General features: G+C 43.2%; 12 protein-coding genes. 2 read left to right on the top strand and 10 right to left on the bottom strand.

Going from position 1 to position 15187, the window contains the following annotated elements; all coding sequences use genetic code 11:
- Positions 1-32: 32 nt before the first annotated feature.
- The 9 genes from lepB to AS141_RS10450 form a co-directional block, all read right to left on the bottom strand.
- Positions 33-1109, bottom strand: coding sequence for a signal peptidase I (gene lepB / locus AS141_RS10490; RefSeq protein ID WP_057937591.1), 1077 nt, complete (start codon positions 1107-1109; stop codon positions 33-35).
- A gap of 15 nt (positions 1110-1124) precedes the next feature.
- Positions 1125-1847: a 4-hydroxy-tetrahydrodipicolinate reductase gene (gene dapB, locus AS141_RS10485; RefSeq protein WP_057937590.1), complete on the bottom strand. Its 723-nt coding sequence runs from the start codon at positions 1845-1847 to the stop codon at positions 1125-1127.
- A gap of 2 nt (positions 1848-1849) precedes the next feature.
- Entirely contained in the window at positions 1850-2359 is a 510-nt protein-coding gene (locus AS141_RS10480) for a DUF5683 domain-containing protein (protein WP_057937589.1), read from the bottom strand.
- Between the two features lie 98 nt (positions 2360-2457).
- Positions 2458-3369: a ParB/RepB/Spo0J family partition protein gene (locus AS141_RS10475; protein ID WP_057937588.1), complete on the bottom strand. Its 912-nt coding sequence runs from the start codon at positions 3367-3369 to the stop codon at positions 2458-2460.
- 2 nt (positions 3370-3371) lie between these two features.
- A complete protein-coding gene (locus AS141_RS10470) occupies positions 3372-4154 on the bottom strand; it encodes a ParA family protein (RefSeq protein ID WP_057937587.1) in 783 nt (260 codons plus the stop codon).
- 420 nt (positions 4155-4574) lie between these two features.
- Complete coding sequence (locus tag AS141_RS10465) at positions 4575-6098, bottom strand: phytoene desaturase family protein (protein ID WP_057937586.1); 1524 nt, start codon at positions 6096-6098, stop codon at positions 4575-4577.
- Positions 6085-7371: a phenylacetate--CoA ligase family protein gene (locus AS141_RS10460; protein WP_057937585.1), complete on the bottom strand. Its 1287-nt coding sequence runs from the start codon at positions 7369-7371 to the stop codon at positions 6085-6087. Before AS141_RS10460 ends, AS141_RS10465 begins: the two co-directional genes overlap by 14 nt.
- 5 nt (positions 7372-7376) lie before the next feature.
- On the bottom strand, positions 7377-7742 hold the full coding sequence (gene acpS, locus AS141_RS10455) for a holo-ACP synthase (protein WP_057937584.1): 366 nt from the start codon (positions 7740-7742) through the stop codon (positions 7377-7379).
- Positions 7739-9391, bottom strand: coding sequence for a C45 family peptidase (locus AS141_RS10450; protein WP_057937583.1), 1653 nt, complete (start codon positions 9389-9391; stop codon positions 7739-7741). Before AS141_RS10450 ends, acpS begins: the two co-directional genes overlap by 4 nt.
- A gap of 75 nt (positions 9392-9466) precedes the next feature.
- Between AS141_RS10450 and AS141_RS10445 the strand changes: the two genes are divergently transcribed.
- Both AS141_RS10445 and AS141_RS10440 read left to right on the top strand, forming a co-directional pair.
- Positions 9467-10054 carry a hypothetical protein gene (locus AS141_RS10445; protein WP_057937582.1) on the top strand — a complete coding sequence of 196 codons (588 nt, stop codon included), beginning with the start codon at positions 9467-9469 and terminating at the stop codon, positions 10052-10054.
- Between the two features lie 60 nt (positions 10055-10114).
- A complete protein-coding gene (locus AS141_RS10440) occupies positions 10115-11356 on the top strand; it encodes an NAD(P)/FAD-dependent oxidoreductase (protein WP_057937581.1) in 1242 nt (413 codons plus the stop codon).
- Between the two features lie 3 nt (positions 11357-11359).
- Here the strand turns inward: AS141_RS10440 and AS141_RS10435 are convergent, their stop codons facing one another.
- On the bottom strand, positions 11360-15166 hold the full coding sequence (locus AS141_RS10435; protein ID WP_057937580.1) for an MMPL family transporter: 3807 nt from the start codon (positions 15164-15166) through the stop codon (positions 11360-11362).
- Positions 15167-15187: the final 21 nt, after the last annotated feature.

The raw sequence follows: 15187 nt of genomic DNA, 5'->3' as shown, positions 1-15187 counted from the left end.
AAAGCCCTGGGATTTGTCCCAGGGCCTTAAGTTTAATTTATTCCGCTAAATATTCTGCTCCATCGGATCTTGCTGAACATAGATTCATGTTTGTCCAGGGAAAGCCATAGGAACCAGGCTTTGCCTACAATGTGATCTTCCGGGACAAACCCCCAATATCGGGAGTCCAGCGAATCATGGCGATTGTCACCCATCATGAAGTAGTAATTCTGCTTGAACGTGTAACTATCTACTTTTTGGCCATCAATGAATAGCTGGCCTTCTTTAACTTCGACTTTATCCAGACCTTCATATTTTTCGATGGTGAAACCGTATCTCATGACATTGTCACTGGTCATTTCAATTGTCCATCCTTCTGCAGGTACCTGAAGTGGTCCGTAATTGTCCCGGTTCCAACCTAAAGTAGCTCCATCAAGAAAAGTAATCTCGGACTCTCCATTATTACTTTTCATTATGCGTTTGGTCGTAGAGGTCACTACAGGTGAGGATTCTAGCCTTTTGATTACTTCATCTGTAGCAAAAACCACATATAGCCCATCTTTAAGCGTAAAGTGACTTTCAGGATTGATTTCATATTGGTTGAAAAAATCTTCTGTAAGCGGTCGGTTTGTGACCACATCGTAAGAATACTGCATTTCCTCAGGCTGCATGGCAGGTTTATCATTGACGAAAAGGTCACCGTTTTTGACTTGGACCACATCTCCTGAAATCCCTACAGCCCGTTTGATGTAGTTGGTTTTTAGGTCTGTCGGGTATTGGAATTCCACAGGATAATTGAATACGACCACATCATTTCTTTCTACATCCGAGAAACCTGGCAATCTGTAATAAGGCAGTTTAATTGCATCTGAATAAGATGGGATTTCTGTCCCCCAGATTTTCTGATGGGTAAGAGGAACTTGAAGAGGTGTCATTGGAACTCTCGTCCCATAGTGCATTTTGCTTACGAATAGGAAATCACCCACTAAAAGGGATTTCTCCATTGAGGCGGTAGGAATTGTAAATGGTTCAAGTAATAGCCATCTGATCAAACTGGCTGCTACTACTGCAAAAATCAAGGCATCACCCCATTCCCGGGCAGCTGATTTTTTCTTTGTTGACTTACTCATGATTGGTTTTTAAGTTCAGAAAGATAGAAAATCATCCATAGAAAGCACACCTTTCTTTCCTTGAATCCACTCAGCTACTAAAATTGCGCCAAGGGCAAACCCTTGCCTGCTGTGGGCGGTGTGGGTGATCTCAATATCGTCGATTTCGGAGGAATAACGGATGATATGTGTTCCAGGGGCAGGATCTATTCGTTTGGAAGTAATCGGCAGGGAGTGTTCATTTTTGAACGCGTCTTCGGACAGCTTCCAGTCGGTCAGTCCATTTATATTCCTGATAATGCCTTCCGCCAATGTGATTGCTGTTCCGGATGGTGCATCTTTTTTAGCCGTATGGTGAATCTCTTCCACTGAGCTTTTATAGCCGGTGGTTTCATTCATCAGCCTGGCAAGGAATTCATTGATTTTAAAAAAAATATTGACACCAATGCTGTAGTTTGAAGCATAGAAAAATGTCCCGTCTTCCGCCAGGGTAAGCTGTTCTATTTCGGGTTTTTGATCTAACCAGCCAGTGGTTCCGGAGACAACAGGAATCCCTCGTTCTATCGCCCACTTGATGTTAGCAACAGCCGCCTCAGGTTGACTGAATTCGATCGCTACGTCTATCGCTTTGGTATCCAAAGAATTCAATTCCTCACGGTTGTCGATATTGATTTTTCCGGCAATGCTATGACCACGGGATTCTGCTAGCTGACCGATCAGTTGGCCCATCTTTCCGTAGCCTAGAAGTAAAATATTCATAGTTAAAAGTTGAGTTTTAAAGAAAGTCCCATCGATTTATTGTTTGATGAAAAACTCTCGTAGTGAGGTTCTAATTTCAATGAGATCGTATCAGAGACATCAAAGCCTGACAGGTGGGCATCTACATTCGCATCGATTAGGTTCAGTGCATAGATTCCTACTAAAACGAGGTAGCAAAGATCACGGCTTTTTCTCCAATAGTTTACATTACGCACCAACCCATCCCGGTTTAAGCTGGGAAAATCATTTGGAAGTTCATCGTCAAAATCAGCAAGTGCCTGCTTGAAGATTTGGTAGCGGCGATTGTTGAAATTGATAAAATATATATCGGTAATAAAGCCGCCATAAATAAGTGGGACTTTCCACGCTTTTCCATTATATACTTGTCCTGCCCCCGGCAAAATTGCCGATAATATAGTAGCTTTTCTAGGGTTTTTTGGAAGCAGGGAGTAGTCGGGCTTTGATTTTGGCGTCGGTTCTACTCTCGCTGTTGTGTCAGTTTCCTGAGCCATGGATACACTGCTCAAACTGAAACAGAAAAGCAAAAGACCCACTAAAATCAGTGGGACTCTGAAATGTACTATGCTATCAGAAACTAAGCGCTTCAAGGTTAAATGATTTCCAGGATTTCGAGAATCCGATTCAAATCAGAGGCGGAGGTAAAGGGAATTTTAATTTCGCCTTTATTTTTTGCATTTGACTTTAATGCCACTTTGGTCCCAAAATGAGAAGCCAGTCGCTGTTGAAGTTTGTTGATCTCGTATTTTCTAACAGGATCAAGTTCAGGAACGGAAGGTTTCTCCGGCTTGCCTTCGCTTAAAGCCTTTACCAATGCTTCCACTTTTCGCACACTCAGTTCTTCCTCTACGGCTTTTTTGAAAATAGCGAGCTGCGTATCCACGTCCTCTACATTGATCAAAGCACGCGCGTGCCCCATAGAAAGCTGCTGGTCCCGGATAGCCGCCTGTATGGTAGGGGGGAGTTTGAGAAGTCGTAAATAGTTATTTACAGTAGTTCTGTTTTTACCCACGCGGTCTCCCAACTCTTCCTGCTTTAGATCACACTCGGCGAGTAGTCGCTGGTAAGATTGCGCTATTTCCAGCGCATTTAGATTCTCACGCTGAATGTTTTCAATCAGCGCCATTTCGAGCATTTGCTGGTCGTTGGCAGTGCGGACGTAAGCAGGGATCTGGGTTAGCCCGGCAATTTTTGAAGCCTGAAATCTACGTTCTCCGGAGATTAGCTGATATTCATTTACATCCAGCTTCCTTACCGTAACGGGCTGAATGATGCCTTGAACTTTAATTGATTCGGCAAGTTCTGCCAATGCATCTTTATCAAAGTGAACACGGGGCTGGAATGGATTGACTTGAATCTGATCCAGAGGGATTTCGAAAATCCCGGTTTTAACTACCTCAGGTAAAATTTCCTCAGATTTGTGCTTGGCAGGGCTATCCTCCAGTAAGGCTCCGAGACCTCTTCCCAATACACTTTTTTTACGATTCGGTTTTTGGTCTGACATAGTTATTTGGTCACTTTTTGCAAGTTGTTTTTCTGTACAATTTCGCCTGCAAGATTTAAATAGGCAACTGCACCTTTTCCATCGGCATCAAAGGAAATCGCCGGTAAACCAAAACTGGGAGCCTCGCTAAGTCTCACATTGCGGGGAATAATAGTTTCAAAAACCATGTTTTTGAAATGCACCTTTACCTCTTCCACTACCTGATTGGAGAGACGAAGTCTCACATCGTACATGGTAAGTAAAATGCCTTCAATTTCCAGATCAGGATTTAATCTGGTCTGGATAATTTTTATGGTGTTTAATAATTTTCCCAAGCCCTCTAATGCAAAATATTCGCATTGAACAGGGATGATTACAGAGTTTGCCGCTGTAAGAGCATTGATTGTGATCAGTCCCAGGGAAGGAGAGCAGTCAATGATAATGAAATCATACAGGTCTTTTAGTTCATGGATGACCTCTTTCATCTTCTCTTCCCTATTATCCAGATTGATCATTTCCACCTCAGCACCGACTAGGTCGATATGTGATGGAACCAATTCCAGATACTCAATTTCTGTGCTGAGGATGATCTCTTTGACATCAATTCCGTCTACCATGCATTCGTAAATGCTGGTGTTGATGGATTTGGGATCATGACCCAGCCCGGAGGTGGTATTTGCCTGCGGATCAGCGTCAATCACCAGGGTCTTAAATTCCAGGATGGCTAAACTAGCCGCCAAGTTCATCGCTGTGGTAGTTTTGCCTACTCCGCCTTTCTGATTGGCTATGGCAATGATTTTTCCCATGGTGTTGATTGAAGAGTAATTTAATCTCAATATTAAGCAAAATGAATTCTTTTCCGCCTGATCTCCCTGCTTTTTTTAGGTTTTCGGAAATGTGCCATAAACTGGGATTTGACCGAAATTTAGCAAGACAATACGAGTCAAGTTTTTGACAACCAGTGTATTGATTTGCTCAGTGATTATACTGTAACTCTATGGATAGCTTAATTTTTCTTTTAGGATTATTTGTTAATACTGGTTAAGCCTAACGTGTGATTTAGGAGGATAGTACAGTTTATATCACCACAACTAGTACAAAAAATGGGGAAGGCTAAGCTATCCTGGTTTCACAGGAACAGCAGGAGAAATGAATAGTATGATTTTTTTTAAACAGGGATTGATTCGCTTCTATGCACATATTCCTTGCTAAAGAAGTCGGGTATGTCAGGCAAAAGCCTTGAGCTTGTCTAACATGTATTTTTTACCAAGAATGAATTGACAGGTGACCATGGCACTAATCGTTACCCCGAGAACCCCATGTAAAATAACATTTTGGCCAGTCAGAAATAGGTTGTCTAGCTTCGTGTTGGCGCTGATAAAAGACTTTACCGGGGCATTAAAATCCTTCTTTATCCCATACAATCCCCCTTCTATCGCTCCTGTATAATCCCGCTGTGTAAGAGGTGTGGCTGTATAATAGCTCTCAATACAACTGTCAAAGTCAGGATAAATCTTTGCCAATGCCGCTATCATTTCTTCAGCCCTTTCTTTCTTAAATTTCACATAATCATCAGATCTTTCACTTTCACTCAGGGTCGTGTTGAAGCTATCCTCCCACCTTTTCACATCTTCATACTTCATATATGCCATAGCGGTGAGCGTATGGGCATAGAAAGTTTGTGTATTGGGTCTTGAGTTGAATATTGCCAGGGCTTTGAGCCAATTATCAGGATCATAGCTGTGCGCATTCCATACATCTTCGTCTATGAAATGATACCGGTTGCAATTTGAGAATTTGAATGTATTGGGCTTTAACTTGATATAGAGAATAAAAGCCGAAGTTGTGTTTTCCAGTTGCATCATACGGTTGACATTCACTTTCCGAAGCCCTTCGGTATTCAATAGTCTGAATGTCTGGGTGGGATGGATGTTGGATATGAATTGCTTTCCTCTTATAGTTTCTCCGCCGGCAAGCTCCACATATTCTACAAACTTGGGGGTATTGTTGATTTTGATTACTTCCGCGTCAATGAAAATGTGCCCACCCATTTTTTTGATATCCTTGCGGAGTTGCTTTGAGATCTGATCGCTGTGCTTCAGCTTGTAAGCACTGCCAATATAGGAATCCAGTATCAGTGCATGAATATAAAACGGGGATGATTCTCCGTCTCCTGCATAAAGCAAGTTGGATCCTGCGAGTACTTTTTGAAGTTTTTGATCACTGGTGCAGGAGGCAATTACCTGCTTGGCACTGAGGCTGAAAGCACTCATTTCATCAGTTTCGGTATAATCTCTGTCTAAATTATACCATTCGAATTTTTCACAGATGCGCTGTATTTCCCCGCAGTATTTACGCAGGCCTTTTTCTTCGTGGGGGAAATGCCTGAGCAGTTGCTGAACAAAATTTTCGTATCCCTGTCCATGCGGATAGTGCGCCTTATCATTTTCAAAAGAAATCACATCATATGCGTCCTTATCCAGAAGATCTTTTTCCACATTGTCCATCAGGTTGAAGTATCTGAAAAAGGGATAAAGTGCCTGGCCTTTGTCCAGGCCACCGATGTAATGGACTCCGGAATCGAATTTGACTTTGTCCCGTTTGAACGTCTGGAGATTTCCGCCTATCTGCGCATTTTTTTCAAGGATACATACGGATTTTCCTTCCTCGGCAAGCACATATCCGCAGAGTAATCCCCCAAGTCCTGATCCTATGATGACAATGTCGTATTCTTCTTTAAGCTGAGGCATTTCGCAGGTCAATTATCTTTTTTGGTTTTCTGCTATTTCCACGAAAAAGTAATTGCTGAATAGCTGAAACAGATGATTTCTTTAAAGTTGGCTTTACCCGGAGCTTTGCTTGTAGATCAATAAGGAGTCTGTTGGATTCTTCCTCGGGGAAAGTCTCAGGCAATACCAAGCTTACCTTGTCTAATCCATTGTAATCCTGGTCAATTTCAATAAGGTAAGGACTGGCGTTAGGGTGGTTATGAAGGATTTCTTCGATCTGGTTTGGGTAAATAGTCGTGCCTTTTAGCTTGATCATCTGGGCCAATCTGCCTTCTACCGGCCCAAGCCGTGGGGTAGTTCTACCACAGGAACACACGCCAGTATGTTTTCTGGCAAGGTCACCTGTTTGAAATCTGACCAATGGCATCCCTTCAATACCCAATGGGGTAACCGTGACTTCTCCGAGCTCACCGTCTGCGACTTCATTACCGTTTTTATCGAGAATCTCCAAAATGATTAGCTCTGGAAGCAGATGTCCACCTTGCTTTTCTTGACATTCCGTGAATGCGGTGGCCATTTCTGTAGAAGCATAGGTTGACCTCAGGTCAATGTCCCAATGTTTTTTAATGTTTTTTGAGAGCTGATTGTCGCTGAAATCAGCGTTTCTAAGCGCTTCGCCGATGCAAAGTGCTTTAGTGATCCGGTTGGAAACAGCACTGGCATGTGAACCTGTTTTTTGAAGGAATGAAGGGACTGCTATTAATGCGGTGGGATTGGTTTTCCTGATCATCTCCCAGTGAAACTCGGGTGTGCCCTGTCCTGCCCGAAGTACTGCGGCACCTAGTTTAATGAGTCCGAGATAATACGCCATTCCTGCCATGAAGCATTTGTCCAGTGTGGTAGTGATCTGGACGATGTCATCAGCTGAGAACCCCGCAATTTCGAGAGACCGTGCTTCATTATAGGCTAATCTCTCCAGATCATTTTTGCTGAGCGCGATAGTCACCGGTTTTCCCGTTGTTCCCGACGTGGTGACGTATTCCACTACTTCCCGTTGCGGAATACTCAAGAATTCAGCATTGAATTCCGCAAGATCTTTTTTTGATGTTTTGATGAAACCGGATAAATCCGAAAGTCTGGAAATAGCAGCGATGTCCTGCTCTGAAAATTTGCACCTATAAAACGGAGAGTGGGCCAATGTGTAAGTCAGCTGTTTTTTCAGCAATTCTATCTGCCTGGCTTCTAGTTCATCGGCAGGCAGATGGTCTATAGGATTGTCCGAAGTGATTTCCATATATTTCAAACTACTAGTACTACTGCCACGGCAGTTTGGGAAGTGTGACTGAGTGTCAAAAGTATATCCGAATAACCTGCTTTTTCAAAAGTCTGCTTCGTATTTCCGTGCAAACGTAGTTTAGGCTGACCGGATTCAAGTTTATAGGTCTCGATTTCGTGGAACTGGGCATCACCAGTCCAGCCTGATCCTATTGCTTTCATGTAAGCTTCCTTAGCTGCAAATCTCGCTGCAAAGCACTGATCAGAATTCCCCTGTGCTAAGCAGTAGGTTTCTTCTTCTGCAGTGAAAACCAGCTGTACAAAGGAGGGCTTTTGGCATTTTTGCGCCATTCTCTCTACCTCAACAATATCAATTCCTATGCCTCTCATTTTATTTTAGCCAGATTTTCGGTAATGTGCGTGCGGATTCCAAGATAGGGGATTGCTTTACTTTGAGCTTGCTCATAGTAAGTTTTTGCTGACGCAAAATCCCTTTTATCAAAATAGAAATCCCCCAGCAACAAATAAGGTTCGTAGTAATTGGGATTTGTAGCGATCCATCTGTCACTAAATCCTTTCTCTAAAACTGTTTTTCCGGGATCTGATTTAAAATCCGCCTTTAAAAGCTTGTATTCCTTGAAATCTGAAAATCCCCTGCTGGTATAAAACGGGTCTTGCGCCAATCGCAGTGAGTCTATTTCAGGAGAATGGATGGGATCAAGAGCTGCCATTGTTTTAATGGAGCCTACATCGTAGGCATTGAAGACATTTTCTTGAAATGGAGCCGCAGAAATGTATGCTATTCCTTTCACCGGTTCAAAAATCACCGCATGATGTGCCAATAGCTGGTTGATTGCCATAGGGTTTCCTGTGCCCAGATCCCTACCGTTGACGCCTTGTTGGTCACGCAGGTACCGAAGGGTGTTCCCTACAGAAATTAAAGTGTCATCTTCGGTCAGTTCGGTCATCCGCTCAAAACGGGGCATGGATTCCGAATCCCTGATGTGATCCAAATTGATCTGTGAGTTTTTGAATTCGTCACTTTGGAAGTGGTTTGCCACGATGAGTTGCTTGTTTTCGGGATAATAGATTGCGGTCTTCCCTGGGGTTTTCTCGATGACGGCTGTGGTTTTGTCCAAGGCGGAAGCGATGGTGAATGATTCAGATACGAACACCTCATAGTTGGATATGATTGTGTATGCTTCTTCAATAGTGGAGGCATATTGGATCACATCTCTTGCAATAATGGAAACAGGAGTGGAGCTTTTAGTGGGGATTTCTGAAGGCAGGGCGTTCAGGGTGACAGTCAGCCCCTTTTCATTCATTCCCGACACTACGCCACTAAAGCCTCCCCAGGTTACTGAGACAAAGTCGTACCCCTCACTTGGATTGACGAACAGGACAATCTTGTCTTTGGCAAATTCATCTCCGAAGTAGAAATCAAAATTTCTCCCCAAAACCATCTTAGGTTCCCCGGACTCAAAATCCCATTGTGATACAGCGGTACAGGCCACAAGATTCATGTTTTGGACCATATGCCCGATGTCATGTGCGGCGTGATAATTTAGGATCCGGTTGAATTTTGGTCCTACATAGGAATACTCATCAGAAAAGCTTTGTGAAACCCCGTAGATTTCCTGAAGGTATTCTTCAGGAATGTCCTCGTCAAGGTTCCTGTTAAACCAGCCAAGTCCCAGCTGCATTACAGTACGTAGAATTCCTGATGGCAGGAGTTTTTCGATTTCTCCCACGAAGGCTGTTTCCTGGCTTTGAATAAGTTCCCTGTGGAGAAGGCCAAGCGCAATTCCACGTTCGTAGGCCGTGCCTTCGATGTAGCTTTCCCAGTTGCCTGACCCGTTTTTGCGAAGCCAGTTGTTTTTATATCGAAAAGTAGTGCTGTTTAGCGTCTCCCGCTGGGGATTTTCAACCTGAATTCCGGGTAACTCCGGGGCAGGATAAACCGTGGCTTTAATAAAAATTAAGGGAATGATAATCAACAGAGAAATGACTCCGGAAATGATGAGTTTTTTCTTCCGCAATTCTAGTCTAATTTAGGCCCTTGATTCTTTCGGATAAAAAAAAAGGAATATTCACATGAAGTAACCCTCAAAGTTATGAATTTATTTTGCTCCCTTATTCTTCCATTTCTAGCATTTTTTCCAGGTATGGAAAATGAACGGCTTTCTAAAACCGACGGGCCTGTCACCTGGATTGGAATTGATTACACCCAGGCCAAATTTGTAGGGGCAGCCGGGTTTACAGATCCTGGGGATTTACCGAGGTTTCTGCTGGCATGGAATGATTTTGTGATCACAGAACCTGAGAAATATGATGTTAAAAAGGCATTAGGCATCTCTGATGTGACCATAGATTTGTCTTATACCTATGAGAAAAACGAGGGGCTTGATACTGAAGCTATGGTTCAGGAGGAGGATCACAAGATCACCCAAGAAGAAGCTGAGACTGTTGCGCGATCTTATGATTTGTCTCAGATCCAAGGTACAGCGGCGCTTTTGGTGGCAGAGTGTTATAATAAAAAGACGACTAAGGGTTCGCATTGGTTGGTTTTGATCGATGCCCAATCCTCCGAAATCATCACGGCAGCGCATTATGTGGAAAAAGCGGGAGGATTCGGTTTGAGAAACTACTGGGCCCGTACGATTTATGAGCTACTTAAAACCAAAGGAAAATCGGTTCAATAATACAAGTAGAAATAACAGGCAGATTTTAATTTTAAGCTGGGAAGCGGGCAAAGGTTTGGTATGGATAAAATAGTAGTGATCGGTGCAGGTCCCGCCGGAGTTGTAGCTTCCAGTTATCTGGCAAAGCAGGGCTTTGAGGTGGTTGTGCTGGAGAAAGAGGGATTTCCGAGATTTGTGATTGGAGAAAGTCTCCTTCCAAGGTGCATGGATTCTTTAGAAGAAGCAGGCTTGATGCCTTCTTTACTTGAAAAAGGCTACCAAAAGAAGATGGGTGCCTCTTATTACAACAGGAAAAACCAAACATGCTCATTTTTATTCAGCCAGCAATTCTCCAAATCCTGGGATTGGACCTGGAATGTGCAGCGGATACATTTTGATCAGGACCTGGTGGATGCTGCCAAGGCAAATGGTGTTCAGTTTATTTTTGGGAGTACCGTGACCGTGGTGGCTATTGATGGAGAACGCCGTTCAGTGACTTATGGGCGGGGAGGGGAGGAAAAGACTGTTGAAGCAGCATTTGTAATGGATGCGAGCGGATATGGGCGTGTACTGCCCAGGTTGTTAGACTTAGAGAAACCATCAACTCAAAAACCAAGAGGTGCAGTATTTGCACATTTTGTAGATCAAAAGAGAACAGGTAGAGAAGGGGATGATATTTTTATCTACCCTTTTGACGATAAAAACTCCTGGATTTGGGTGATTCCATTTTCCGATGGGACGGCAAGTGTCGGTCTGGTTTCCGAGACTGAGGAGACAAAGGCTTTTGCAGCGGATGATTTTAAAGCGTATTTAGACTTCGTGAGAAGTTTTGAACTGCTGGACGGGAGATTTACCGATGCTGCGTATCAGCGTGATCCTGCCATGATTTTAGGATACTCGGTAGGAGTGAAGCAAATGTATGGTAAGGGCTATGTGTTGTGCGGGAATTCTACGGAATTTCTGGATCCGGTATTTTCTTCAGGTGTTACGTTGGCTACAGTTTCCGGCTTGCTGGCGGCAAAATTAGTCGAGAAGGAATTAAATGGCGAATCCGTAGATTGGCAAACTGCTTATGAGGATGAAATGCAACATGGCATTGAGGTTTTTCGATCCTATGTCAATGGCTGGTATAACGGGGAGCTGCAGACCATTTTCTTTAATCCAAAGATTAATTCGGAAATCAAAAAAAAGATATGCTCCGTATTGGCGGGGCATGTTTGGGATAATGCCAATCCATTTGTGAGGAAGCATCGGACCATATTGTCAACTTTGGCAAAAGTGATCGAGATTGAAAACAAAGCTGCAGATATAGCTGAAAAATAAAGTTTACAACGAACGCCTTTTAATCGCCATCAATGTATTGCTTGAGTCCTTGGACGCTGACAGGATTCTCATTTCCAAATGATTTTCTGCGACCCAGTTTTCTATATAAGCTAGGTCGAAAAAAGAGAGTTCATCTGTTACTTTGTTGAATTTTAGCCATTTTGTGCTCCACTTCTCCGAATTAAGAGTCCATTTGTGTTTTTCAAAATCACTGGATAGGCCGTCTTTGATGATCAGAATACCGTCTTTTGTTAAGCTTGCGAGGCACTTCTCTAATACCGAGACTCTTTTCTCAGGACTCAGGTAATGCAAAACATCCATCAAAATAATTGCTTCAGAGGAAAGGAGCTCTACCTCTGCGAGATCCGCTGAAATGAACCCCATAGAGCCATCGTTCAGGTAGCAGTTTTCAGCAACGGCTACTTTGTTTTCGTCGTAATCTATCCCGATGATCTTTCTTCCAGAGTCCTTCAGTTTCAGAAAATAAGCCAAAAACCCATTGCCGCATCCCAGATCATAGATTCTACTTTTTCCGGTCAACTCCCGGTGAATCAGCTCGTAATTATGCTTTTCGTGACTATACTTTATTTTAAAATACCACTCCAAAACAGGCCCTTTGTACAGATATGCATAGGTAAGCGGAGCTTTCAGATAGTCTGCATCTTCTCTTTGTAAGGTGAACCGAGCATGTTCCTCCTTGAAATACTTGGTGATGTTCTTTGCCCGTTGGCTATACCCATGACCAAAGCGTGCGTCCGAATTTGGGATCCTGGGAAGGATTTTCATAGTTATGTCGCCGCTCTTGACGTAATAATCCCCTTTGGGTAAACTATAGTGCAGTCCATGCAGCAGTATCGGTGTAATGTCAATTTGAAGCAATTCGCTCAGGTAAAATGCGCCTTTGTGGAATCGCGTCATTTTACCGTCTACAGATCGATGGCTTTCAGGAAACACTAAAATAGAGTAGCCGTCTGCGACCAGCCCCTGCAGTTTTTCCAGGCTGTCCTCAATTGGAAGAAATGCCGGGATATAATCAGCAAAACGGATGAACCTGCCAAAAATAGGAGAATTGTATACCCATGGGCCAACCAGAAAAGAGATTTTTGGGTGCTGCATCGCTATATACAAAATGTCCAAAAAGGAGCTGTGGTTTGCTATAATTACCGACGGTCTGGAAAAGTCAAGCAGCTCGTAATTGTAGTAGCGTTTCTTAAGCAACACCATGAATTTCAAAAGAGACCAGGTGAAAAACTGGATCAGTCTATGTACAAACAATTTTTTGCTCTTCACCTTCCAGAAAGGTAGAATCAACACTATTAAGGTCAGAAGTGTACTGATCATGCATCCAAGGAAGAAAAAAGTAAAAGCAAAAATGCTTATAACCAGCTCTAAAATCGTATAGGGAGGCTTGCCCTGATCTGTGCGTCTAGTGATAAGCATGCGGTACAAAAACGGCTGCACCACAAAACTCAGCAGCACGATGGTACTGATCCCGATCACGCTGACGGCAGCTATAGACCGGATAGCCGGATGTTGACCGAAAAACAGGACCCCTGTCCCGATAATTGTACTGATAGAGGAAAGTAAGATCCCTGCTTTGTTTGTAGCCAGCCCGTTTTTACCATAGGTGTATTTGGTCTGCAATCCATCGGTAATGAAAATGGCAAAATCATCTCCCAAGCCGAAGATGATCGTAGCGATCATGATATTGATGAAGTTGAACTTGATGTCGAAAAGTGCCGCCAATCCCAAAATCCAGATCCAGCTCAACACCATTGGCAGAAATGAAATCAGCGTTAATTCCAATCTGCCATAGACTATCAACATAGTCACAAAAACCAATGCACTGGCGATGACCAGGAGCAGGTTAAAATCAGCTTTAACGGAATTGACCAGTGATTCTGCCACACTTTCACCATCTACGATAAATGTTCCCGGAACTGAGGCAATTGTTTCTTTCAGCTGTCCATAATGATCCTTGCCAAATACCACCGTAGTGAGGATATTCGTGTTCCGATCCTGAAAAATCAGTTTTTGAAGGCTTTCAGATTGTGCGGCAAATTCAAACGGGTTGATCTTTTCCGGAATAGATTTTAGGTTGTTCAGAAAGGGAGAAAAAGCGCGGCTACTGTAGCCCAAGGAATCGGAAACTGTCGTAAATTGATGGGTAAACTCTTCTCCTTTTTTGTCCCAAAAAGATATCCAGGCTTCTGATTTTTGTAGGACTTCTTTCTCAGGAATGATAAATGAACCAATAGAATTCACCTCCTGATCTATACCTGCGGGGTTTTGAGTAAGTGTTTGGAAAAGAGCCCTGTTATGCTCAGCTGCTTCTTGATCAGTTTTGCCATAGGCTACAATAGTAATTCGCTTTTGGGAATCAGGATCCAGGTTTTGATGTGCTACTTCCTTCTTTTTGAGTGCCTCCGGATAAAAATTAAGTTTGGTAAGCTCATTCTCAAATTCCACATCACTTGCGTGAAAGGCAAGAAATCCTGTTACCAGTAAAATAACCGGTAGTATCCAGTTAGGCTGTCTGGCATTCTCTGAGCCAAACTTTTCAATCAGGCTATCCAGTTTTACGCTGCCGTTTTGCATCGTTTTTTTGCCGAACAGCCGGATCAGGTCCGGCAAAAGGAACAGGATAAAAAGTAGCGTAAACAGCAGGCTCAGACCGGTGAACATACCAAAGTCCCTTAATGCCTGGGAAGTTGCAAAAGTCAGGGAAAAGAAGGCGGTAATTGTAGTGATACTGCTGATGATCAGTGGGAATGCTATGTTGTTCCGGGTTTTTATGGCATCCTTGTCCTGACTCAGGTGTGAAAAAAAGTGGAACGAATAATCCACCACTATTCCCATGATCACCGCACTTGCACTCAATGCCAAGGCAGAAATTCCCCCTGCGAACAGATAAACCAAGGTAATTGATGCGGCGATTCCAAATACACCGGGAAGCACAAAAAACAGAATGGTGGAAAGCTTTCGGTAATAAAAGTAAAGCAGTCCGACAATGAAGAGCAGCGCTAAGTTAACCGTGAGAATAATGTCTTTCTTAATCTGATCTGCATTTGCGGAGACAATGGCAAATGAGCCGAAATAATCGAGTTTCGCATGGGAGGGATCCTGATTCCAGGAATCCCTGAAATCTGCCAGTTGGGAATCAAGAAGCTGTACGCTACTAACTTCCTTAGGGTCAAAAATAAGCTCGCCATTGATCATAAGGCTCTTGCCATCCGTGGAGATGTACAGCCCTTCAGTGGTAAGCATGTTTTGGAGAGAAAGACCTTTTGAAAGGTTTTTATAAGCTAAATGACTGAAATGAAGCGGGTCAGAAGAGATGTTCTGTCCCATTCCAAAACCCTGAATACTGCCAAGCGCTTTTTTGTTTGCAAGTAAGGTTGATACAAGATTTTCCCGTTGCAATAAGCTATCAATAGCTGCGTAATCTTTTTCCTCCAGGAATAGATAAAGATGGTCCTGGACAAAGGAATTGAAGAGGTCAGGATCTATATCTGAACGATATTGAAGCCCTCCAAGCTGTGAGCCGATGTTTTTACCCAGGCTGTTAAGCAGTGCATTTCCGGCACTGTCAATTTTGTACTTGTCACCTTGGAAATCCCGGATATCAAGGGAGAAAAAGACCGCACGTTCACCTTTGTCAATCACTGGTTGCAAGGTGTCCAGGTCTAAGTTACTGGGAATGGACTTGTTTAGGTTTTCATGGATGTTCAGATTCGAAGCGCTGAAAGCACCCGCCAGAAGCACTAGGATAAAAAGAAATACAGGGAGGTATCTATTCAATTGACGCATAAAAATTCAACTTCCGGATCC

The organism is Algoriphagus resistens (genome assembly GCF_001442615.1).
Lineage (GTDB): Bacteria > Bacteroidota > Bacteroidia > Cytophagales > Cyclobacteriaceae > Algoriphagus > Algoriphagus resistens.
This window is presented reverse-complemented; position numbering and strand designations above follow the sequence as displayed.

Excerpts from the sequence above, each read along its gene's own strand:
- AS141_RS10475 (WP_057937588.1), bottom strand. The coding sequence starts at position 3,369 with ATGTCAGACCAAAAACCGAATCGTAAAAAAAGTGTATTGGGAAGAGGT.
- AS141_RS10445 (WP_057937582.1), top strand. The coding sequence starts at position 9,467 with ATGAATTTATTTTGCTCCCTTATTCTTCCATTTCTAGCATTTTTTCCA.
- AS141_RS10480 (WP_057937589.1), bottom strand. The coding sequence starts at position 2,359 with ATGGCTCAGGAAACTGACACAACAGCGAGAGTAGAACCGACGCCAAAA.
- acpS (WP_057937584.1), bottom strand. The coding sequence starts at position 7,742 with ATGAGAGGCATAGGAATTGATATTGTTGAGGTAGAGAGAATGGCGCAA.
- AS141_RS10440 (WP_057937581.1), top strand. The coding sequence starts at position 10,115 with ATGGATAAAATAGTAGTGATCGGTGCAGGTCCCGCCGGAGTTGTAGCT.
- dapB (WP_057937590.1), bottom strand. The coding sequence starts at position 1,847 with ATGAATATTTTACTTCTAGGCTACGGAAAGATGGGCCAACTGATCGGT.
- AS141_RS10435 (WP_057937580.1), bottom strand. The coding sequence starts at position 15,166 with ATGCGTCAATTGAATAGATACCTCCCTGTATTTCTTTTTATCCTAGTG.
- AS141_RS10465 (WP_057937586.1), bottom strand. The coding sequence starts at position 6,098 with ATGCCTCAGCTTAAAGAAGAATACGACATTGTCATCATAGGATCAGGA.
- AS141_RS10470 (WP_057937587.1), bottom strand. The coding sequence starts at position 4,154 with ATGGGAAAAATCATTGCCATAGCCAATCAGAAAGGCGGAGTAGGCAAA.
- AS141_RS10460 (WP_057937585.1), bottom strand. The coding sequence starts at position 7,371 with ATGGAAATCACTTCGGACAATCCTATAGACCATCTGCCTGCCGATGAA.
- lepB (WP_057937591.1), bottom strand. The coding sequence starts at position 1,109 with ATGAGTAAGTCAACAAAGAAAAAATCAGCTGCCCGGGAATGGGGTGAT.